This is a genomic window from Klebsiella sp. HC6 (assembly GCF_022605325.1).
In the GTDB taxonomy this organism is placed as follows: Bacteria; Pseudomonadota; Gammaproteobacteria; order Enterobacterales; family Enterobacteriaceae; genus Klebsiella; species Klebsiella terrigena.
The window spans coordinates 1,790,470-1,811,169 of record NZ_CP093276.1 but is presented as its reverse complement, the minus strand read 5'-3'; the positions used below and the strand labels follow the sequence as shown (position 1 = coordinate 1,811,169).

Genomic DNA, 20,700 nt, shown 5'->3' with positions numbered 1-20,700 from the left:
ACCATATAGCGTTCTTTTTATCTACAACCCCCTACATATAGTATTTATCCACAGAGTTAGTCACAACGGCTCTCTGTGGATAAGCGGGGGATATTTTCTTTCACGGACAGGTATAATCCACATGAATCAGAGTCTGCTGGTGACAAAGCGCGACGGTACAACCGAGCGTATTAATCTCGACAAAATCCATCGCGTACTGGATTGGGCGGCAGAAGGACTGAATAACGTTTCGATTTCTCAGGTAGAATTGCGTTCCCACATTCAGTTCTACGACGGCATCAAAACTGCCGATATTCACGAAACTATCATCAAGGCCGCGGCGGATCTTATCTCCCGCGATGCTCCGGATTACCAGTATCTCGCCGCGCGTCTGGCGATTTTCCATCTGCGTAAAAAGGCCTACGGCCAGTTCGAGCCGCCGGCGCTGTTCGATCACGTCACAAAGATGGTCAACAAGGGTAAATACGATACTCATCTGCTGGAAGACTACACGGAAGAAGAGTTCAAGCAGATGGATTCGTTCATCGTGCACGATCGCGATATGAGCTTCTCCTATGCGGCTGTTAAGCAGCTGGAAGGTAAGTATCTGGTGCAGAACCGCGTGACCGGCGAAATTTATGAAAGCGCCCAGTTCCTCTACATTCTGGTCGCCGCCTGCCTGTTCTCGAACTACCCGCGCGAGACCCGTCTGGACTACGTCAAGCGCTTCTATGACGCGGTGTCTACCTTCAAGATTTCGCTGCCGACGCCGATCATGTCCGGGGTGCGTACGCCAACCCGCCAGTTCAGCTCCTGCGTACTGATTGAGTGCGGCGACAGCCTCGACTCCATCAACGCCACCTCCAGCGCGATTGTGAAATACGTCTCCCAGCGCGCCGGCATCGGCATTAACGCCGGCCGCATCCGTGCGCTCGGTAGCCCGATTCGCGGCGGTGAAGCCTTCCACACCGGCTGCATCCCGTTCTATAAGCACTTCCAGACTGCGGTGAAGTCCTGTTCACAGGGCGGCGTGCGCGGCGGTGCTGCCACCCTTTTCTATCCGATGTGGCATCTGGAAGTTGAAACCCTGCTGGTGCTGAAAAACAACCGCGGCACCGAAGCGAACCGCGTTCGTCACATGGACTACGGCGTACAGATCAACAAGCTGATGTACACCCGCCTGCTGAAAGGTGAAGATATCACCCTGTTCAGCCCGTCCGACGTCCCGGGCCTGTATGACGCCTTCTTCGCCGATCAGGACGAGTTTGAGCGTCTCTACACCCTGTACGAAAAAGACGACAGCATCCGCAAGCAGCGGATCAAAGCGGTTGAGCTGTTCTCTCTGATGATGCAAGAGCGCGCCTCTACCGGCCGTATCTACATCCAGAACGTTGACCACTGCAACACCCACAGCCCGTTCGACCCGGTTATCGCGCCCGTTCGTCAGTCCAACCTGTGCCTGGAAATCGCCCTGCCGACCAAGCCGCTGGATGACGTCAACGATGAAAACGGCGAAATCGCGCTGTGTACCCTGTCAGCGTTCAACCTCGGCGTGATTGAGAGCCTGGACGAGCTGGAAGATCTGGCGGTGCTGGCGGTTCGCGCGCTGGATGCGCTGCTCGACTACCAGGACTACCCGATTCTGGCGGCGAAACGCGGCGCGATGGGCCGTCGTACGCTGGGTATCGGCGTGATTAACTTTGCCTACTATCTGGCAAAACACGGCAAACGCTACTCCGACGGCAGCGCCAACAACCTGACGCACAAAACCTTTGAAGCTATCCAGTACTACCTGCTGAAGGCCTCCAACGAGCTGGCCATCGAACAGGGCGCCTGCCCGTGGTTCAACGAAACCACCTATGCCAAAGGCGTTCTGCCGATCGATACCTATAAAAAGGATCTCGACGCTATCGTTAGCGAATCGCTGCACTACGACTGGGAGCAGCTGCGCGAGTCGATCAAAGCCCACGGCCTGCGTAACTCGACCCTCTCCGCGCTGATGCCTTCAGAGACCTCTTCGCAGATCTCTAACGCCACCAACGGTATTGAACCGCCGCGCGGCCATGTGAGCATCAAGGCTTCGAAAGACGGCATTCTGCGCCAGGTAGTTCCGGATTACGAAAAGCTGCAGAACGGCTACGAGCTGCTGTGGGAAATGCCGAGCAACGATGGCTACCTGCAGCTGGTCGGCATTATGCAGAAGTTTATCGATCAGTCGATTTCGGCCAACACCAACTACGACCCGACGCGCTTCCCGTCCGGAAAAGTGCCGATGCAGCAGCTGCTCAAAGACCTGCTCAATGCCTATAAATTTGGCGTAAAAACTCTGTACTATCACAACACCCGTGATGGCGCGGAAGATGCGCAGGACGATTTGGCGCCATCCATCCAGGACGACGGCTGCGAAAGCGGCGCTTGTAAGATCTGATAACGCCCCCCTCGCTCCATGGCGAGGGAACATCAAAGCCCGGCCCCGTCTGTAGGGCCGGAGCGAGGGGCAATAACATCACAGGACGCACATTTAATGGCATATACCACCTTTTCTCAGACCAAAAACGATCAGCTGCTTGAGCCGATGTTTTTTGGCCAGCCGGTTAACGTTGCCCGTTACGATCAGCAAAAATATGACATCTTCGAAAAGCTTATCGAAAAGCAGCTCTCCTTCTTCTGGCGCCCGGAGGAAGTTGACGTTTCCCGCGATCGTATCGATTATCAGGCGCTGCCGGATCACGAAAAGCATATCTTCATCAGCAACCTGAAGTACCAGACCCTGCTGGACTCCATCCAGGGCCGCAGCCCGAACGTCGCGCTGCTGCCGCTGATTTCGATTCCTGAGCTGGAAACCTGGGTAGAGACCTGGGCGTTTTCTGAAACCATTCACTCGCGCTCCTACACCCATATCATCCGCAACATCGTCAACGATCCGGCGATGGTCTTCGATGATATCGTCACCAACGAGCAGATTCAGAAGCGCGCGGAAGGGATCTCCAGCTACTACGATGAGCTCATTGAGCTGACCAGCTACTGGCATCTGCTGGGCGAAGGCACCCATAGCGTTAACGGTAAAACCGTCACCGTGAACCTGCGCGAGCTGAAAAAGAAACTGTACCTGTGCCTGATGAGCGTTAACGCGCTGGAAGCGATTCGCTTCTACGTCAGCTTCGCCTGCTCCTTCGCCTTCGCCGAGCGTAAGCTGATGGAAGGTAACGCTAAAATTATCCGCCTGATCGCTCGCGACGAAGCGCTGCACCTTACCGGCACCCAGCATATGCTGAACCTGCTGCGTTCCGGCGTCGACGATCCGGAAATGGCCGAAATTGCCGAAGAGTGCAGGCAGCAGTGCTATGACCTGTTCGTGCTGGCGGCTCAGCAGGAGAAAGAGTGGGCGGATTATCTGTTCCGCGATGGTTCAATGATTGGCCTGAACCGCGACATTCTCTGCCAGTACGTCGAATACATCACCAATATCCGCATGCAGGCGGTTGGCCTCGATCTGCCGTTCCAGACCCGCTCTAACCCAATCCCGTGGATCAATACCTGGCTGGTATCCGATAACGTGCAGGTTGCGCCGCAGGAAGTGGAAGTCAGCTCTTACCTGGTGGGGCAGATCGATGCCGAAGTCGATGCCGACGACCTGAGCAACTTCCAGCTCTGATGAAACGCATTTTTTTGAAAATTTCTGACACTCATCTTGAGTGTCAGGATGAGCACCGCTGCCTGCTCGATGCCCTGGAGTCGCATAATATCGACGTGGAGTATCAGTGCCGCGAAGGTTATTGCGGCTCCTGCCGCACGCGGCTGGTGTCCGGCCAGGTTGACTGGCTGACCGAGCCGCTGGCGTTTATTCAGCCGGGAGAGATTTTGCCCTGCTGCTGCCGGGCAAAAAGCGATATTGAAATCGAGATGTAGCTGCCTGGCAACATCCCATCCGCGCCGGCCGGCGCGGACAGGTTTGCCATTCGCGGCGCGGACAGGTCTACCATTCACGCCGCGGGCTAGCGGCGTTCCCCCTCTTGCTGCAGAAACTGCACCGCCTTATCCGGGAAGTCGCTGAACAATCCATCGACGCCAGCCTTGTTATACAGCAGGTCGAACAGCTGGTTCACGTTGGTGGCGTAATCCGGCAGCTGGTCAGCGCGGACGGTATAGGGGTGAACCACCAGATGCTGGCGGTGCGCCTCTTTCACCATATCGGTCAGCGCCACCTGGCCCGGCCTGGCGTTCGCCGCCACCAGCATGTGGTAGTCCGGGCCGATACCGTCGGCGTATTGGGCAATCTGCCCCATCGCGCCGGGCTTAAACATCCAGTCATAGCTGTAGTTAACCCATTTGCCATCCGCCTGGCGCTGCTGGGTTTCATTCCAGTCGCTGTAGGCGATCAGCTGCACCAGATTCAGGTTCATCCCCATCTTCGGCTCCAGCTCGTTCTTGATGCGCCTGAGCTCGTTGGCATCAAAACACTGCAGGTACACCTTATCCTGCTTGCTGGTGTAGCCATACTTCTTCAGCACCTGCAGGACGCTGGTGGCGATATCCTTGCCTTCCTGATGGTGGAACCACGGCGCTTTAATTTCCGGGTAGATACCGATATTTTTCCCGGTGGAGTGGTTCAGCCCCTGAACGAACTCAATCTCCTCTTCAAAGGTATGAATACGAAAATCCGCTTTTCCCATCGGGAAGCGCCCCGGGAAGGTCTGGACGTTCTTACCGTTTTTGGGTTCAAACCCTTCGCTGAACTTCAGCGTTTTTATCTCCGCCAGGGTGAAGTCGATCGCGTAGAAGCGGCCATCCTGACGCGCGCGCTGCGGAAATCTCTCCGCCACGTCGGTGACCCGATCGAGATAGTGGTCGTGCAGGACCACCAGCCGATCGTCTTTGGTCATCACCAGGTCCTGCTCGAGATAATCGGCTCCCTGGGCATAGGCCATCGCCTTCGCCGGCAGCGTATGCTCCGGCAGATAGCCGCTGGCGCCACGGTGGGCAATGACTATCTTATCCCCTGCCTGAGCGGCAAAGCTCAGCGTGGAGCCTGCCAGCAGCATCCCGGTCATCAGGGTCGTTATTACCGTTTTCATGCTCATTCCTCAGGACTGTTTCAGCTGCTGGTGATGACGCTTTTCGCCCACCATCACCACAATTAGCAGCAGCACCGCCAGCACGCTGCCGCCAATCATCACCATAAATCCGCCGTCCCAGCCGAAGAAGTCGACGGTGTAGCCGACGATGGCGCTGGCGGCAACGGAGCCTCCCAGATAACCAAACAGCCCGGTAAAGCCCGCCGCGGTACCGGCGGCCTTTTTCGGCGCCAGCTCGAGAGCATGCAGGCCAATCAGCATCACCGGACCGTAAATCAGGAAGCCGATAACGATCATGCAGGCCATATCAACGCCCGGATTACCCGGCGGGTTAAGCCAGTAAACGACGGTAGCGATGGTCACCAGCGTCATAAAGAAGACCCCGGTCGCCCCACGGTTGCCTCTGAACACCTTATCCGACATCCAGCCGCAAATCAGCGTTCCGGGGATCCCCGCATATTCGTAGAGGAAGTAGGCCCAGGAGGATTTATCCAGCGCAAAGTGTTTCACCTCTTTCAGGTAGGTTGGCGACCAGTCGAGAATGCCGTAGCGCAGCAGGTAGACAAAGACGTTGGCGATGGCGATATACCACAGCAGCCGGTTTGGCAGAATATACTGCTGGAAGATCTGCCGGGCGGTGAGCTCCTGCTCGTGCTGCTCGCTGTAATCATCCGGATAGTCGTTCTTATACTCTTCAATCGGCGGCAGGCCGCAGGACTGCGGGGTATCGCGCATCATGGCAAAGGCAAATATCGCCAGCAAAATTGCGCCGAAAGCCGGCATATACAGCGCCGCGTGCCAGTCGTTGAACCACGCCATCCCGAGCAGGAACAGCAGCGGCGGGATCCCACCGCCAACGTTATGCGCGCAGTTCCATACCGAAACGATGCCCCCACGCTCCTTCTGCGACCACCAGTGCACCATCGTGCGCCCGCAGGGCGGCCAGCCCATCCCCTGGAACCAGCCGCAGAGGAACAGCAGCACAAACATAACCATGATGCTGGAGGTCGCCCAGGGCACAAAGCCCATCACCAGCATGACCAGCGCCGCCAGGATCAGCCCCGCCGGCAGAAAAATGCGCGGATTCGAGCGATCGGATACCGAGCCCATAATGAATTTTGAAAAGCCATAGGCGATGGAGATCCCGGACAGCGCAAAGCCGAGATCGCCGCGAGAGAATCCCTGCTCCACCAGGTAAGGCATGGCTAACGCAAAGTTCTTGCGCACCAGATAGTAGGCGGCATAGCCAAAGAAAATACCGATAAAAATCTGCCAGCGTAATCGACGATAGTGCGGGTCAATTTCCGCCGCGGGTAAACGCGCTTTATGCGCCGCGGGTTTGAAAATACTTAACATAGCAGCCTCCGTTGCCATTTGCTTTTATGGGTACAGGTAAAAAAAAACCTAATTTAATCACCCACTTCTGATATGGCGCGATGGTAGGGAAACCTCGCAGACGATACTGTGAAATATCGCACGCTTTGTTACAAAAATATGACAAAACATTCTATTGTGAGCATGAAATCACATTCCATGCTCGATAAACGCGCGAATATGCTCGAAATCAAACAATACACACTATTTGTGTGGCTAAATGGCGTAAAACGAAAGTAGAGGGATAGAGAGATGGCCGAGAGCGATGAGTGTGATGTCATTGTCATTGGCGGCGGCGCAACCGGAGCAGGGATCGCCCGCGACTGCGCGCTCCGCGGGCTGCGCGTAACCCTGGTAGAACGCCACGATATCGCCACCGGGGCGACCGGACGCAATCACGGGCTGCTGCACAGCGGCGCCCGCTACGCGGTGACCGACGGCGAATCGGCGCGCGAATGCATCAGCGAAAACCGCATCCTGCGCCGCATCGCCCGTCACTGCGTGGAACCCACTAACGGGCTGTTTATCACCCTTCCCGAAGACGACCTCGCCTGGCAGCAAACCTTTATTCACGCCTGCCATCAGGCCGGAATTGAGACCCGTCAGCTGTCGCCCGCCGAGGCGCTGCGCATTGAGCCTACCGTCAATCCCGCGCTTCTCGGCGCCGTTCAGGTACCCGACGGCACGGTCGATCCGTTCCGTCTGAGCGCGGCCAATATGCTGGACGCCCGCGAACACGGCGCCACCATCCTCACCGGGTGCGAAATCACCGGCCTGCTGCGCAGCGGCGATCGGGTCCACGGCGTACAGTGCTATGACCATAAGCGCCGCGAAAGCCGCACGCTGCGCGCCAGCGTGGTGGTCAATGCCGCCGGGATCTGGGGACAGCGGATCGCGGAATATGCCGATCTGCGCATTGCGATGTTTCCGGCTAAAGGATCGCTGCTGATCCTCGACCATCGCATTAACCGCCACGTTATCAACCGCTGCCGCAAGCCTGCCGATGCGGATATTCTGGTTCCCGGGGATACCATCTCCCTGATTGGCACCACCTCGGTGCATATTCCCTACGATGAAATTGACGATAATCGGGTCACCGCCGCGGAAGTCGATACCCTGCTGCGCGAAGGCGAGAAGCTGACCCCCGTCATGGCCCGCACCCGGGTGCTGCGCGCCTACTCCGGCGTGCGGCCGCTGGTGGCCAGCGATAACGACCCCAGCGGGCGTAGCGTCAGCCGCGGCATTGTGCTGCTGGATCATGCCGAACGCGACGGGATGGCCGGATTTATCACCATTACCGGCGGCAAGCTGATGACCTACCGCCTGATGGCGGAATGGGCGACGGACGCCGTTTGCCGCAAGCTCGGCAACACCGTCCCCTGCACCACCGCCGACGCGCCTTTACCAGGTTCCCGCGAGCCGGTCGAAACAACGCTGCAAAAAATCATCTCTCTGCCCGCGCCGCTGCGGGGATCGGCCGTGTACCGCCACGGCGACCGCACGCCCGCCTGGCTTGGCGATAGCCGCCAGCATCGCAGCCTGGTCTGCGAGTGCGAAGCGGTTACGGCGGGGGAAGTGCAGTACGCGGTAGAAAATTTAGCGGTCAATAACCTGCTCGATTTACGCCGTCGCACCCGAATCGGGATGGGAACCTGCCAGGGCGAGCTGTGCGCCTGCCGCGCCGCCGGGCTACTGCAGCGCTTCAATGTCGCCACGCCGGCCCAATCGCTGACCCAGCTTTCCGAGTTTTTAAACGAACGCTGGAAAGGCGTACAGCCCGTAGCATGGGGCGATGCGCTGCGCGAAAGTGAATTCACCCGCTGGGTCTATCTCGGGCTGTGCGGTTTGCAAAAGGAGCAGCAGGATGAAATTTGATTGCGCGATTATCGGCGGCGGGCTCACCGGGCTACTTTGCGGGCTGAGCCTGAATCAATATGGTTTGCGCAGCGCGATCGTCAGCCGCGGTCAAAGCGCGCTGCATTTCTCCTCCGCCTCGCTGGACCTGCTATCCGAGCTGCCCGACGGCGAAAAGGTGACCGAGGTTGCCCAGGGTCTCTCCCGGCTGGCAGGCCAGGCTCCGGAGCATCCCTACGCGAGGATCGGCGTACAGCGCGTCATGGACTACGCGGCGCAAACCCAGGCGCTGCTGGCCGCCAGCGGCATTGTGATGCAGGGCGATGCCGACCGGCCGCATCTGCGCATTACGCCGCTCGGCACCCTGCGCGCCGCGTGGCTCTCCCCGCAGGAAGTTCCCGTTTATCCGTTAACCGCCCTGCGCCCCTGCCTGGTCGGGATCGGCGGCTTTGCCGACTTCCAGCCGCACCTCGCCGCCGCGTCGCTTAATCAACACGGGATGAACGCCAGCGCGGCGGAAATCGACTTACCGCTGCTGGACGTCCTGCGCGAGAGTCCGAGCGAATTTCGCGCCGCCAATATCGCCAGAATGCTGGATGACGAGCGCCACTGGCCGGCGCTGCTGGCCGCGCTGCTTCCGCTGGCGCGCGAGCACGATCTGCTGATCCTGCCCGCCTGCTTTGGTCTTAGCGATAACCACCTGTATCTGTGGCTACAGGAGCGACTGCCCTGCCCGCTGCGCCTGCTGCCAACTCTGCCCCCTTCGGTTCCGGGAATGCGCCTGCATAGCCAGCTCCAGCGCCGCTTTATTCGCGGCGGAGGAACCTGGCTGGCCGGAGATGAGGTGATGAAAATCAGCCATCAGGATGGAACGGTCAACAGGGTATGGACGCGTAACCATGGCGATATCCCGCTGCGGCCACGCTTTACCGTCCTGGCCAGCGGCAGCTTCTTCAGCAACGGCCTGATCGCCGGGCGCGATGGCGTGCGCGAGCCGATTCTGGGCCTCGACCTACAGCAGAGCATGCCGCGCGAGAGCTGGTATCAGCGGGATTTCTTCGACTCGCAGCCCTGGCAGCGCTTCGGCCTTAAAACGGATGCGATGCTGCGTCCGCTGCTGCAGGGGCGGCCGCTCAACAACCTGTTTGCCGCCGGTTCTCTGCTTGGCGGCTTTGACGCTATTCAGCTGGGATGCGGCGGCGGCGTTTGCGCGGTCACCGCGCTGCACGTCGCCAAACAGATCAACGACCTTGCCGGAGGCGAACGATGAACGATACCCGCTTTGAGAGCTGCATCAAATGCACGGTTTGCACCACCGCCTGCCCGGTCAGCCGGGTTAATCCGCGCTATCCCGGCCCTAAGCAGGCGGGACCCGACGGCGAGCGGCTGCGGCTAAAAGACGGCGCGCTGTATGACGAGGCGCTGAAGTACTGCATAAACTGCAAGCGCTGCGAGGTCGCCTGCCCCTCTGACGTTAAAATCGGCGATATTATCCAGCGGGCGCGGGCGCAGTACGGCCAGCAGAAGCCCAGCCTACGCGATGCGGTGCTGAGCCATACGGATCTGATGGGCACCCTTTCTACGCCGTTTGCGCCGCTGGTCAACGCCGTCACGGGACTACAGCCGGTGCGCCGGCTGCTCGATACGGCGCTCAGGATAGATCATCGTCGGACGCTGCCAAAATACGGTTTCGGCACGTTCCGCCGGGCATACCGCCAGCTCGCCGCCCAGCAGGCGCAGTTTAGCGATCAGGTCGCGTTCTTTCACGGCTGCTACGTCAACTACAACCATCCCCAGTTAGGTAAGGATCTTATCCGCGTGCTGAACGCCATGGGCACCGGGGTACAGCTACTGTCGAAAGAAAAATGCTGCGGCGTGCCGCTGATTGCCAACGGCTTTTTTGCCAAAGCCCGCAGGCAGGCGCTGAGCAACGTCGCCGCCATGCGCGAAAGCGCGCTGCCGACCATCGCCACCTCCTCCACCTGCACCTTCACCCTGCGCGATGAGTATCCGCACGTGCTGGATGTGGACAACAGCGACGTGCGCGACAGGGTTGAGCTGGCGACGCGCTGGATCTGGCGCCAGCTTGACGGCGGGCGAACCCTGGCGCTAAAACCGCTGCCGCTGAAGGTGGTCTACCACACTCCCTGTCATATGGAGAAAATGGGCTGGTCGCTCTATACCCTCGAACTGCTGCGGCAAATTCCCGGGCTGCGGCTGGAGGTCCTTGATTCGCAATGCTGCGGCATCGCCGGTACCTACGGGTTTAAATCGGAGAACTACGCTTCTTCGCAGGCCATCGGCGCGCCGCTCTTCCGCCAGATTGAGGAGAGCGGCGCCGATATGGTGGTGACCGATTGTGAAACCTGCAAATGGCAGATTGAGATGTCCACCAGCAAGCGCTGTGAACATCCCATCACCCTGCTGGCGCAGGCGCTGGCCTGAACCTCTGCGTGTTGATTACGGGGGGGGGGGTCAGTAGCTCCCCTTTTCTTCCTCCCGCCGCGCGCCGGGCCTAAACATCGCCAGCCGGCTATCCAACGCGTCGGTATAGAGCTGAGTATCTACGCCAACGGCGACAAAATTAGCGCCCCACTCAAGGCTTTTTTGCGCCATTTTCGGATCGACGGCAAGGAAGCCGGCCGCTTTGCCCGCCGCGCGAATGCGGCGAATGCTCTGCTCAATAATCCGCTGCAGGTCAGGATGAGCGGCGTTATTCCAGCAGGGTGGACATTTCGCAGCGTATAAATGGAGGATAGCGCACAGAATATTTAAAAATAAGTACAGCGGGCTGGACTGAAAACGCACCGGGAGGGTTCCCGGCGCGATTGGCGGCTTAAATCGACAGCGTTTCGACCACGTTAATCCAGCCGTGATCGCCGGCTACCGGCTGGCCGTTCAGCCAGCGGCGCAGCATATTCAGGGCCATCATCGCGCAAACCTCCTGGCGAACCTGCAGGCTGTAGCGGGTGACGCTGAGCTTAACCCGCAGCGCGTGGGTGCCTTCCGGAGTGGAGAGCACGAAGTTCAGGTAATCTGCTTCCTGGCCGCAGACCGCCAGCGCCAGGCCGGCAAAATGCTTCACCCGCCGCTCTGACGTCCAGCGGGCCGACTGCGCCAGCGTCTCCTCCTGGGCGGGAACCACTTCGCTCGCCAGCAGCGGAGCATTGGCGCGGGAGAGCTGGAGCGACAGCAGGCCGCTGGTAAACTGCTCGCTGAGGGTCAGGCTCAGCTGCCGCTCCTGCAGGCGGCGCGCAATCTGCGCAGGCAGCCCTTCGGTACCTTCAAAAATCAGGTTCTCGCCGGCCACTTTTTGCACTTCTGGCCACAGCGCCAGCATCGCGTCGCGCTGTTCAGCGGGGCCGGTGAGTTTCAGCTCAATAATTGGCATCGAAGAACGGTAGCCCATCACCACGCCAGGCGGCAGCGGCAGCGGGTTGAGGCTTTGCGCCAGGTCGCTTTCTGAACGACCAAAGGTGGTCAGGCGCAGGCACAGCGGCGGCGCAGACAGCAGGAAGCGTTCGCGCAGGCGGGGTAAAATCTCCTGCTCAACCATCACCTTAAATTCCGACGGCACGCCGGGGGTAAAAAACATCAGACAGCGGTTGAGCTGAACGGCAAAACCGCAGGCGGTGCCCACCGGGTTGTCGATCATCTCCGCGCTGGCGGGAATTTCCGCCTGCTTGCGGTTGCTTTCCGCCATCGGTCGTCCGCGTTCGGCAAAGAAACGCGTCATCGTCTCCAGCCATCCGGCGTGCAGAATTAACGACTCGCCTTTAGCGGTTGCCGCGGCCAGCGCGCTGAGATCGTCGCTGGTAGGCCCCAGACCGCCGTTGACGATCAGCACGTCCGCATGCTCGCTGCGCTCGCGTAAAATAGCGATCAGAGAATCAAGATCGTCACCAACGGTGTTGCGACGCGTTAAGGGCAATCCCTGATTAAAAAAGAAATCCGCCAGCCACGCGGCATTGGTATCGACGATTTGCCCATGCAGCACTTCGTCGCCGGTGGACAGCATTTCCACGTTTAACATTGTGAACTCCAGCCTGATAAGTGGAAATACTATAACGCAAAGGTGCGGGCTGGGTAGACAGGAAATCGGCGCGGCATGATACCGCGCCCGGGGATCAGAAGCTGGCGCTGACGCCGACGTACGGGCCATCGGCAATGGTATTATCTTTGTTACCGTCTTTACCTGCCAGGTTCAGATAGCGATAGCCGGCTTCAATGCTCAGAGGACGCATAACCGTCCAGCTCGCGCCGGCGTTAGCTTCCTGATAGCTCTGGATACCGCTGGAGAGGGAGTCCGGTGAATAGTAGTATTCGCCGAACAGGCGGAAGCTGTCGCCAATTTTCCACTGCAGGCCGCCGCCGACCGCTGCCGCATACCCTTCATCACCGCTTTTCGGATTGGTATATACTCCTTTGCCACCCACCGTTGCCAGGAATGGCCCCAGAGGAATGTTTAAACCCAGCCCTAAACCTGCCGCGTCGCCGTCGTTATCGCTGTGCAGCCAGTTGCCGGTTACCGCCAGTCCGCTTGATTCGGTACCAAAACCCGCGCCAAGGTTGGTGTAGTGCTCACCGGCCTGCCCGGTGACGCTGATAGCGTTTGCCGCCGTGGAGACCAACGCCAGCCCGGCAAGGCCGATTAATATGCATTTTTTCATTTTTTACTCTATCCAGAAATCAAGAATCAAAGATGTCCCAAAAACCGCAGAATTGTACTGCCGAATGCTGAGGAATCAATGTCCTAAAACGACCTTTATTGTTGGGATTGTAAGCAGTTGCTACCGGAACATAGGATTTGGCCGGTCGCTGCGCCGCCATCAGCGCTGGCGAGGGGAAGATGTCTGGTAAAAAGAGGCGTTCTGCGCGCCGTCGTGGCGCATCGTCGGGCGTCGGCGCCGGGCATCGGCAAAAAATAGCGGCGTAAAAAAAGCGGCAGCCATCCGGCCGCCGCGTTGTGAGAATTATGCACTAGTGCTTAAGCTGCGCCAGGCACTGCAGGGACAGGCCGGTCAGCTCGGCGACCAGAGGCAATTCAAGTCCGCTGTCGATCATCGCCAGCGCAATACGCTCGGCGGCCTTTTGTTCACCTTCCTGTCGGCCTTTTTCTATTCCTGCCTCCAGCCCTGCTTCAAGCCCTTGCTGCCTTCCCTGCTGCATTCCTTCCTGACGACCGCGGTCTTCCAGGAACTGAGCAATATTCATGAGCGCCTCCTTATGCGGCTGTAGCGGCACGCTTTGCGCCAGCTGACGCAGAAATGCCACGGGATCGGCGGTACTCCCCGCCTGGAGTATATAGTGCAACAGCGTCTGCAGCTGTCTTTCGCTAGTGTATCCCAGCGCTAATAAGCTGACTACCTGTGCCTGAAGCTCCATCAGATCCCGCTGTCGAATATGTTTTTGCAGCAGTTCCAGCATGGCCACGCGTCGATGCTGCAGGAGCTCGCTATCCGGGATAGTCGTCACATCCACCAGCGGGAAGGGCTGACTATAGAGCTTTTCGGCTATCTCTGGCTGTGAAAATCCGTCCAGCCAGCGCATCGAGTGCGGCCAGGGGCTCGCCTTACCGTGATAGAAAAGCAGCGGGATCACCAGCGGCAGCTGCTGCAGGCCTTTATCGAGATGACGCTGCATCGCCGCCACGGCGTAGCGCATTAAACGAAAAGCCATATGCCGATCCGCAGAGCTTTGATGCTCAATCAGCAGATAGATATACCCTTCGCCAGTCCGGGTCTGCACGGAATAGAGAATATCCGAGTGGCTTGCCCGTAAATCGTCGTCAATAAAGCTGCCGGACTCCAGATGCAGGGTCTGCATGTCGCACAGCTCGCGTAAATTTTCCGGCAGATGAATCAGTAAAAAATCCGCCGCCGTCGCCCGGTCCGACAGCAGGCTCTTAAACACGGCATCATGCGGGAAGTGCGCTGTCGCCCGGCTCATGCTGACCTCCTGTCCGTCATTTCACCCCACCCTACCACCGCCAACGCCGGGCTCGCGTTTTCGCTTGCGGTTTACCGAGGCGGCTCGCAAACTGGCAGCCAGATGCTTTGCTAACCGTTCATCCAAAGGAGATACCATGCGCCAAAGGACTATTGTCTGCCCGCTGATTCAACATGAAGGGCACTATCTGCTCTGCAGGATGGCCGACGATCGCGGCGTTTTTCCCGGCCAGTGGGCGCTTTCAGGCGGCGGCGTGGAGCCTGGCGAGCGCATTGAGGACGCCCTGAGGCGTGAAATTCGCGAAGAGCTGGGTGAAGCCCTGCGGCTGACGAGCATTACGCCCTGGACCTTCAGCGACGACGTGCGGGTCAAAACCTATAGCGACGGCCGGCAGGAGGAGATCTACATGATCTATCTGATTTTCGATTGCGTCAGCGCCAACCGAGAAGTCACCATTAACGAAGAGTTTCAGGATTATGCGTGGGTCAGCGTCGAGGATTTGCCGCGCTACGATCTGAACGTCGCCACGAGAAAGACGTTATCGCTGAAAGGGCTGCTCTGATTTTTAACCCCCAGCCAGAAAGCAGATTCCGCATTGCCCGGGCTGAGAATAACTTAGCCCGGGCAATGCGCTACCGCGAATTTTGCCGATGAAAGTTCGCCCTGATGAGCATTAGCGGCATCACTGCAATCATAAAAACGTATTCAATCCCTTCATCAAAAGATGATTCAAAGATTCACTGGCGATAGTTATCCGCCGCTCTAAGCGCCATCGTCCCGATGCGCGTTGACCCACTCGCGTAACGCCCGACGCGAAATCTTTATGCCGCCGGTTTTCAGCGCCTCGGGCAGCGCCAGCCAGCGTACCGGCTGCTGAAAGCGCGCCAGCTTATTCTCGACCCAGGCCGCTAAACCCGCCATGTCGCACCGTTCATCGCCTTCTACCACCGCCACCGGACGCTGGCCAAACTCGGCATCATCCAGGGGCACGATGAACGCCTGGCGGACCTGCGGATGAGCCATAATCACCCGCTCAACCTCTTCCGGCTGGATCCCCTCACCGCCGCTGAAAAAGAGATTATCCAGACGCCCAAGGATGGTCAGCCTACCGTTACGCAGCTCGCCGCGATCGCGCGTGGCAAACCAGCCCTGCTCGTTAACCAGCGGCACCAGCCCGCCGTCGCGCCAGTAGCCCGCCGCCATGCAGGCCCCGCGCAGCCAAACCTCGCCGTCGACAATTTTCAGCTCCCGCTCGGGCAACGGCTGTCCAACATCCGCCTCGCCGTCGGCCTCTTTGGCACACACCGTCGAGGCAAATTCGGTCAGGCCGTATCCGCACCAGCTGCGAATACCTTTCTCCCGGGCCTGCCCGGTCAGTTCGACGGGGATCGCCGCCCCGCCCAGAAGAACGGCCTTCAGCGATACCTGCGCATCGCCGTTGAGCAGCCGCCACAGCTGCGTTGGCACCAGCGACGCGTGGCTGCAGCCCTGCAGAGCCTGTTCTAACGGCCGCTTTTCCCGCACCGTCAGTCGCGATCCGGCCAGCAGCCAGCGCCAGAGAATTCCCTGCCCCGAGACGTGAAACAGCGGCAGGGAAAGCAGCCAGTCGTCGTCGGTGGCCAGCGGGATCATCGCCAGCACTCCCTGGGCGCTGGCAAGATGAGCGCGGAAAGTATGCACCGCGGCCTTCGGCAGCCCGGTAGAACCCGAGGTCAGCGTCATCGACGCCAGACGATCTTCGCTCCAGGCCAGGCTGCGTTCTCCGGCTTCGGTGCGCATAGCCAGCGGCGAATAGCCGAGGGCGGCATTATCCTCGCCGCTAAGCGCCAGCAGATGGTGCACATCGAGGGACGGCAGCAGCTGCTCCAGCATTGCCGACGGCAGCTGCGGATTAAGCGGCAGCACCCTGGCGCCGCACTGCAGCAGCGCCAGCCACGCCAGCAGCGCCGCCGGCTGGTTGTGGGCCCGCAGAATAACGCCATCGCCTTCACCTACGCCCTGAGCTACGAACCCCGCCGTCAGCGCATCGACCCGCTCGCACAGCTGCTGCCAGGTCAGGCTATCGTCGTTCAGCCGCAGAGCAAACGCCTCGCCCCGCCGCTGACGCCAGTGGCGCCACGGCCAGTCACGAAAGATCACAGCAGCGGCTCCAGCGCATCCGTTGACAGGCACGGCAGCGTGCTTTCAGGCCACGGACGCACCAGCTGGGACTGCATCAGCGTCAGCGTATCGAGGCCCGGAACGGTCTGCGGCGTCAGCCAGGCCGCAATACGCGCCAGCTGCGTCAGCCCAAGGCTCGACTCAATCGAGGAGCTGATGACCGCCGTCAGCCCCAGAGCGTGGGCGGCGACAACCTGCTCCTGCACTTTTTGCAGGCTACCGGTAAGGGTTGGCTTAATCACCACCGCCCCAACTCCCGCCTCGGCCTGCAGGCAAAAATCGGCTTCACGCAGGCTCTCATCCCAGGCAATGGTAATACCGTTTTCCTGGGCAAAAGCGCGGGAATCAGCCCGGGTTTTGCACGGCTCCTCAAGGAAAGCGATGCGATCGCGATACTGCGGATCCACGTATTTTGCGAACTGCTGCGCCTTGAGCGGCGTCCAGGCGCGGTTGGCGTCCAGACGCAGCCGCAGCTCGGGGATAGCCTCCAGCAGCAGATTTACGACCATGCCGTCGCGTACGGCCTCATACAGGCCCACCTTAACCTTGGCGACCTTCTCGCCCGGCATCGCCGCGAGCCTGGCAAACAGCTCGTCCGGATCGCCGGTGCACAGCGGCGCGGCGCGATAATCTGCCGCCTGCGGCAGCTGCTCATTCAGCTCGGCCAGCGCGCAGCTGATCCCGAACGCCGCGCAGGGCTGCGCAGGAAAAGGATGATCCTGTCCCTGACGCCAGGCCGTCGCCCACGCCAGCAGCGCAGCCTGCGCCTCTTCCAGGGTTTCTTCGCTAAAGCCCGGCAGAGGAGAAACCTCTCCCCAGCCTTCGCGCTCGCCCTCCAGGAGATGGACGAACAGCCCGTCACGGGTTTTTAACCGCCGCTCGCGCAGAACCACGCCCGCGTCCATCGGTATCTGCCAGCGGTAAACCTGCGCCCGGCGCATTACGGATTCCGTTTAAATTTGCTGAAGTCCGGCTGACGCTTCTGATTAAATGCGTTGCGCCCTTCCTGGCCCTCTTCGGTCATGTAGAACAGCATGGTGGCATTACCCGCCAGCTCCTGCAGACCCGCCTGACCATCGCAGTCGGCATTCAGCGCCGCCTTCAGGCAGCGCAGAGCCATTGGGCTGTTTTGCAGCATTTCGCGACACCAGCGAACGGTCTCTTTTTCCAGATCGGCCAGCGGGACGACGGTGTTAACCAGCCCCATATCCAGCGCCTGCTGCGCATCGTACTGGCGGCACAGGAACCAAATTTCACGCGCTTTTTTCTGGCCAACGATGCGGGCCATATAGGCTGCGCCCCAGCCGCCGTCGAAGGAGCCGACTTTGGGACCCGTCTGACCAAAGATGGCGTTTTCCGCGGCGATCGTCAGGTCGCACATCATATGCAGCACGTGGCCACCGCCGATGGAGTAGCCGGCGACCATCGCGACGATCGGTTTCGGACAGGTGCGGATCTGACGCTGGAAATCGAGCACGTTCAGGTGATGCACGCCGGAATCGTCCTGATAGCCGCCGTAGTCGCCGCGCACCTTCTGGTCGCCGCCGGCGCAGAACGCCAGGTCCCCTTCACCGGTCAGGATAATGACGCCAATATTGTCGTCATAGCGGGCATCCGCCAGCGCCTGAATCATCTCTTTTACGGTCAGCGGACGGAATGCATTACGCACCTGCGGGCGGTTAATGGTGATTTTAGCAATACCGTCCGTCGATTTTTGGTAACGAATATCGGTATAGCCTTCGGAACAATCGTGCCATTCAACGGGGGCGTAGAGCATGGCTTCATCAAGAGAGATCATAGAATGTCCTTTAGTTAACTTGCTAAAAACTGCGCCAGGCAGGCGGTTACCGCGGCGGGATTTTCCCGATGTGCGTTGTGCCCGGCATGATGAATAACGTGTATCGTCGCGGCGAGATCTCTGGCTATCGCGCGGAATTTGTCATCGCGCGCGCCGCAAAGATAGTGAAAAGGAAAGCGGCAGGCGCGCAGCGCCGGGCGCAGATCGGGCTGCACCGCCAGCGACGTCGCCTCCAGCATGGCGGCCAGATTGGCGCCATGGTTGCGGCTGCGTAGCGCGATTAAGTCCGCCCGCTGCAGCGCATCCAGTGAGGCGAAAACCGGCTGCTGGTACCAGTCTGCAAAGACCTGGGGCAGCGGTTCGTGACGAAAGCGTTCGGCCCAGGCCGCATCGCTGCGCCGACGCTGCAGGCGCTCGCTATCGTCAACGAGCCCCGGATGACCGCCCTCCACGACCAGCCCGCACAGACCGTCGCGCGGCTGGCAGGCAAAGGCCATCGCGATGCGGCCGCCGAGGGAGTAGCCAATCAGCCAGTAGTTAAGGATGCTGTAACTATCCAGCGTCTCCTGCAGTAGCCGGCAGACATCGGCAAAATCACCGACCTGAATATCGCGGGAACCGCCGTGACCGGGCAGGTCGATATAGAGCCGCGAACGGGCGCTAAACGCCTCCCCGACCGGCTGCCATTCGCGACTGTCGCCCGAAAAACCGTGTAAAAAAATCAGCCAGGGTTGATTGGCCTGGCCGCGCTCGCACTCGGCGTGCAGGCTCATAGACGACTCACCCTCGCCAGCAGCTGCTGCAAAGTATGGGTGCCGTCGGTTTCGTTCACCGCCAGCTCAATCACGGTTGCGCCAGGGCTCCGCCACGCGCCGGACAGCGCCGTCTCCAGCTCGTCCCAGCAGCCCGGGCGGTGGTAGTCGAGATCGAACATCGCCGCGGCGTGCCCGAAGTTGACATCCTGCGGCATTAAATAAAACTGGCGCCTTTCTTCCTGCGGCGTCGGCAGCAGAGAGAAGATCTGCCCGCCGTTGTTGTTGACAATAATCAGCACCAGCGGCGCCGAGGCATGGCGCAGCAGCGCCAGCGAATTCAGATCGTAGAGCGCAGAAAGATCGCCCACGATCGCCAGCAGAGGGCGGGCGCTGGCCCGCTGCACGCCGGCGGCGGTTGCCAGCAGGCCGTCAATGCCGCTGGCGCCGCGGTTGCTGTAGACCGGATATCCCGCCGGCAGCTGCGAGAGCGCGTCAATTAAGCGCACCACCAGACTATTGCCCACGAATAGCTGCCCCTGATCCGGCAGATAGCGATGAATGCGGTGGGCGAGCTGGGCCTCGCCGAAGCGCTCGCTGCTTTCCACCGTCGCCTGCCAGGCCTGCTGCGCGAGAACCGGCAGCGTCGTTGCCCAGGGCTGGCGTTTTTCCGCCGGATGCAGCTCAAGCCACTCCCCCACCGGGCAGACCAGACGGCGGCCGCGGTGCTGGGCCGGATCTAAACGGCCGGGTAAATTATCGACCAGCCAGTACTCCTCGGGCTCGCAGGTCGCCTGCCACTGCAGAAGGCGTTTTCCGGTCAGGCTGCTGCCCAGCTGAACGACGATTTGCGCCTGCTCCAGCTCGCTGACCGCTTTACCGTTACCCAGCCATAAATCGGCGCAGGGCAGCGGCTGCCCGGTTTGCGAAAGCACGTCGCCAATCAGCGGCCAGCCGAGCATTTTCGCCCACGCGGCGGCCTGTACGCCTTCGGCGGCGCTCATGCGCCCGGCGATCACCACGCCGCGCTTTTGTCGCCAGAAAAACCAGTCGCGCTGCTTTTCGCTACCGAGATGCAGCGACTGACGCAGCCAGGGCGTATCGCTCTGCCACCACTCCCCGAGCTGCTGCTGCCAGCTCACGCCGGTATCGTCCATATCGCCATACAGCGGCTCGGCAAACGGGCAGTTAATATGTACGCCGCCGGAATGCAGCGCGCCCAGCGCCTGGTCGATGGTTGAAACCAGCCAGCGCGCGGGAATATCCTGCGACGGACGCGGCAAAGAGAGGGTTTCGGACGGGTGCGATGAGAACATGCCCGGCTGGCGGATAGCCTGGTTGGCGCCGCAGTCGATAAGCTCCGGTGGCCGGTCAGCGGTAAGCAGAATCAGCTTTTCGCCGGTCAGCCCGGCTTCAATCAGCGCCGGATAGAGATTGGCCGTGGCGGTACCGGAGGTGACGATGACCGCCACCGGCTGCCGGCTGGCCTTCGCCAGCCCCAGCGCCAGGTGGCCAAGCCCGCGTTCGTCAAAATGAGTATGGGGAATCAATGCGCGGTTTTCCGCGGCTGCCAGCGTTAAGGGCGTCGAGCGCGACCCCGGCGCAATGCAAATATGCTGCACGCCGTGGCGGGTTAATGCTTCAAGGATCACCGCCGCCCAGCGTCGGTTAAATGCGCTTACTGACATGAAATTGTCCGATATCAAATATTGAGGCTAAGTATAGGTAATACAAAGTGATGGAGTATTGATATGCGTCG

18 protein-coding genes and 1 pseudogene are annotated in these 20,700 nt (G+C 60.0%); 7 read left to right on the top strand and 12 right to left on the bottom strand.

The genetic code is table 11. The features are described from left to right. The first annotated feature begins 121 nt into the window (after positions 1-121). The 3 genes from nrdA to yfaE all read left to right on the top strand — a co-directional run bounded on the left by nrdA (position 122) and on the right by yfaE (position 3,888). Positions 122-2,407, top strand: coding sequence for a class 1a ribonucleoside-diphosphate reductase subunit alpha (gene nrdA, locus MMW58_RS08965; protein ID WP_241723147.1), 2,286 nt, complete (start codon positions 122-124; stop codon positions 2,405-2,407). A gap of 96 nt (positions 2,408-2,503) precedes the next feature. Continuing rightward, the gene (gene nrdB, locus MMW58_RS08960) at positions 2,504-3,634 is read left to right on the top strand and encodes a class Ia ribonucleoside-diphosphate reductase subunit beta (protein WP_159236740.1); all 1,131 of its coding nucleotides are present in this window, start codon (positions 2,504-2,506) and stop codon (positions 3,632-3,634) included. Then, positions 3,634-3,888, top strand: a complete 255-nt coding sequence (gene yfaE / locus MMW58_RS08955) for a class I ribonucleotide reductase maintenance protein YfaE (RefSeq protein ID WP_045855971.1) — start codon at positions 3,634-3,636, stop codon at positions 3,886-3,888. The genes nrdB and yfaE overlap by 1 nt, the downstream gene beginning before the upstream one ends. 86 nt (positions 3,889-3,974) lie before the next feature. Here the strand turns inward: yfaE and glpQ are convergent, their stop codons facing one another. Further along, the gene (glpQ, locus tag MMW58_RS08950) at positions 3,975-5,054 is read right to left on the bottom strand and encodes a glycerophosphodiester phosphodiesterase (protein WP_241723146.1); all 1,080 of its coding nucleotides are present in this window, start codon (positions 5,052-5,054) and stop codon (positions 3,975-3,977) included. A 9-nt stretch (positions 5,055-5,063) separates the two neighbouring features. Beyond that, positions 5,064-6,410, bottom strand: coding sequence for a glycerol-3-phosphate transporter (gene glpT / locus MMW58_RS08945; protein WP_241723145.1), 1,347 nt, complete (start codon positions 6,408-6,410; stop codon positions 5,064-5,066). Positions 6,411-6,680: 270 nt separating this feature from the next. Here glpT and glpA point away from each other — a divergent pair, with 270 nt between their 5' ends. The 3 genes from glpA to glpC are packed head-to-tail and all read left to right on the top strand — an operon-like array spanning position 6,681 to position 10,727. Next, complete coding sequence (gene glpA, locus MMW58_RS08940; protein ID WP_241723144.1) at positions 6,681-8,303, top strand: anaerobic glycerol-3-phosphate dehydrogenase subunit A; 1,623 nt, start codon at positions 6,681-6,683, stop codon at positions 8,301-8,303. Beyond that, positions 8,293-9,552, top strand: coding sequence for a glycerol-3-phosphate dehydrogenase subunit GlpB (gene glpB, locus MMW58_RS08935; RefSeq protein ID WP_241723143.1), 1,260 nt, complete (start codon positions 8,293-8,295; stop codon positions 9,550-9,552). Before glpA ends, glpB begins: the two co-directional genes overlap by 11 nt. After that, on the top strand, positions 9,549-10,727 hold the full coding sequence (gene glpC / locus MMW58_RS08930; protein WP_241723142.1) for an anaerobic glycerol-3-phosphate dehydrogenase subunit GlpC: 1,179 nt from the start codon (positions 9,549-9,551) through the stop codon (positions 10,725-10,727). The genes glpB and glpC overlap by 4 nt, the downstream gene beginning before the upstream one ends. 30 nt (positions 10,728-10,757) lie before the next feature. Here glpC and MMW58_RS08925 read toward each other — a convergent pair. The 5 genes and pseudogenes from MMW58_RS08925 to MMW58_RS08910 form a co-directional block, all read right to left on the bottom strand. Next, positions 10,758-11,000 (bottom strand): annotated as a pseudogene (locus MMW58_RS08925) (aldolase/citrate lyase family protein); the annotation flags it as partial. A 118-nt stretch (positions 11,001-11,118) separates the two neighbouring features. Next, positions 11,119-12,315 carry a nicotinamide mononucleotide deamidase-related protein YfaY gene (locus MMW58_RS08920; protein ID WP_241723141.1) on the bottom strand — a complete coding sequence of 399 codons (1,197 nt, stop codon included), beginning with the start codon at positions 12,313-12,315 and terminating at the stop codon, positions 11,119-11,121. A 94-nt stretch (positions 12,316-12,409) separates the two neighbouring features. Then, on the bottom strand, positions 12,410-12,952 hold the full coding sequence (locus MMW58_RS08915; protein WP_133599201.1) for a YfaZ family outer membrane protein: 543 nt from the start codon (positions 12,950-12,952) through the stop codon (positions 12,410-12,412). Between the two features lie 159 nt (positions 12,953-13,111). Continuing rightward, positions 13,112-13,234, bottom strand: a complete 123-nt coding sequence (locus tag MMW58_RS30205; RefSeq protein ID WP_256464616.1) for a hypothetical protein — start codon at positions 13,232-13,234, stop codon at positions 13,112-13,114. 28 nt (positions 13,235-13,262) lie between these two features. Then, entirely contained in the window at positions 13,263-14,231 is a 969-nt protein-coding gene (locus MMW58_RS08910; RefSeq protein ID WP_241723140.1) for an Rpn family recombination-promoting nuclease/putative transposase, read from the bottom strand. A 136-nt stretch (positions 14,232-14,367) separates the two neighbouring features. On the opposite strand from MMW58_RS08910, the gene nudI reads away from it, so the two are divergent. Then, positions 14,368-14,793, top strand: a complete 426-nt coding sequence (gene nudI / locus MMW58_RS08905) for a nucleoside triphosphatase NudI (protein ID WP_133599203.1) — start codon at positions 14,368-14,370, stop codon at positions 14,791-14,793. 200 nt (positions 14,794-14,993) lie between these two features. Here the strand turns inward: nudI and menE are convergent, their stop codons facing one another. From menE to menD, 5 genes are read right to left on the bottom strand one after another with little or no spacing between them, the layout of a single operon-like run. Beyond that, positions 14,994-16,370: an o-succinylbenzoate--CoA ligase gene (menE, locus tag MMW58_RS08900; protein ID WP_241723139.1), complete on the bottom strand. Its 1,377-nt coding sequence runs from the start codon at positions 16,368-16,370 to the stop codon at positions 14,994-14,996. Continuing rightward, a complete protein-coding gene (gene menC / locus MMW58_RS08895) occupies positions 16,367-17,332 on the bottom strand; it encodes an o-succinylbenzoate synthase (RefSeq protein WP_241723138.1) in 966 nt (321 codons plus the stop codon). The genes menE and menC overlap by 4 nt, the downstream gene beginning before the upstream one ends. After that, positions 17,332-18,189 carry a 1,4-dihydroxy-2-naphthoyl-CoA synthase gene (gene menB, locus MMW58_RS08890; RefSeq protein ID WP_041146549.1) on the bottom strand — a complete coding sequence of 286 codons (858 nt, stop codon included), beginning with the start codon at positions 18,187-18,189 and terminating at the stop codon, positions 17,332-17,334. Before menB ends, menC begins: the two co-directional genes overlap by 1 nt. A 14-nt stretch (positions 18,190-18,203) precedes the next feature. Then, positions 18,204-18,962: a 2-succinyl-6-hydroxy-2,4-cyclohexadiene-1-carboxylate synthase gene (gene menH / locus MMW58_RS08885; protein ID WP_241723137.1), complete on the bottom strand. Its 759-nt coding sequence runs from the start codon at positions 18,960-18,962 to the stop codon at positions 18,204-18,206. Then, positions 18,959-20,629 carry a 2-succinyl-5-enolpyruvyl-6-hydroxy-3-cyclohexene-1-carboxylic-acid synthase gene (gene menD, locus MMW58_RS08880; protein ID WP_241723136.1) on the bottom strand — a complete coding sequence of 557 codons (1,671 nt, stop codon included), beginning with the start codon at positions 20,627-20,629 and terminating at the stop codon, positions 18,959-18,961. Before menD ends, menH begins: the two co-directional genes overlap by 4 nt. Between the last annotated feature and the right edge of the window lie 71 nt (positions 20,630-20,700).

Bases quoted from the DNA above. Each gene is read 5' to 3' on its own strand.
- nrdA (WP_241723147.1), top strand. From the start codon at position 122: ATGAATCAGAGTCTGCTGGTGACAAAGCGCGACGGTACAACCGAGCGT.
- nrdB (WP_159236740.1), top strand. From the start codon at position 2,504: ATGGCATATACCACCTTTTCTCAGACCAAAAACGATCAGCTGCTTGAG.
- yfaE (WP_045855971.1), top strand. From the start codon at position 3,634: ATGAAACGCATTTTTTTGAAAATTTCTGACACTCATCTTGAGTGTCAG.
- glpQ (WP_241723146.1), bottom strand. From the start codon at position 5,054: ATGAAAACGGTAATAACGACCCTGATGACCGGGATGCTGCTGGCAGGC.
- glpT (WP_241723145.1), bottom strand. From the start codon at position 6,410: ATGTTAAGTATTTTCAAACCCGCGGCGCATAAAGCGCGTTTACCCGCG.
- glpA (WP_241723144.1), top strand. From the start codon at position 6,681: ATGGCCGAGAGCGATGAGTGTGATGTCATTGTCATTGGCGGCGGCGCA.
- glpB (WP_241723143.1), top strand. From the start codon at position 8,293: ATGAAATTTGATTGCGCGATTATCGGCGGCGGGCTCACCGGGCTACTT.
- glpC (WP_241723142.1), top strand. From the start codon at position 9,549: ATGAACGATACCCGCTTTGAGAGCTGCATCAAATGCACGGTTTGCACC.
- MMW58_RS08920 (WP_241723141.1), bottom strand. From the start codon at position 12,315: ATGTTAAACGTGGAAATGCTGTCCACCGGCGACGAAGTGCTGCATGGG.
- MMW58_RS08915 (WP_133599201.1), bottom strand. From the start codon at position 12,952: ATGAAAAAATGCATATTAATCGGCCTTGCCGGGCTGGCGTTGGTCTCC.
- MMW58_RS30205 (WP_256464616.1), bottom strand. From the start codon at position 13,234: ATGGCTGCCGCTTTTTTTACGCCGCTATTTTTTGCCGATGCCCGGCGC.
- MMW58_RS08910 (WP_241723140.1), bottom strand. From the start codon at position 14,231: ATGAGCCGGGCGACAGCGCACTTCCCGCATGATGCCGTGTTTAAGAGC.
- nudI (WP_133599203.1), top strand. From the start codon at position 14,368: ATGCGCCAAAGGACTATTGTCTGCCCGCTGATTCAACATGAAGGGCAC.
- menC (WP_241723138.1), bottom strand. From the start codon at position 17,332: ATGCGCCGGGCGCAGGTTTACCGCTGGCAGATACCGATGGACGCGGGC.
- menB (WP_041146549.1), bottom strand. From the start codon at position 18,189: ATGATCTCTCTTGATGAAGCCATGCTCTACGCCCCCGTTGAATGGCAC.
- menH (WP_241723137.1), bottom strand. From the start codon at position 18,962: ATGAGCCTGCACGCCGAGTGCGAGCGCGGCCAGGCCAATCAACCCTGG.
- menD (WP_241723136.1), bottom strand. From the start codon at position 20,629: ATGTCAGTAAGCGCATTTAACCGACGCTGGGCGGCGGTGATCCTTGAA.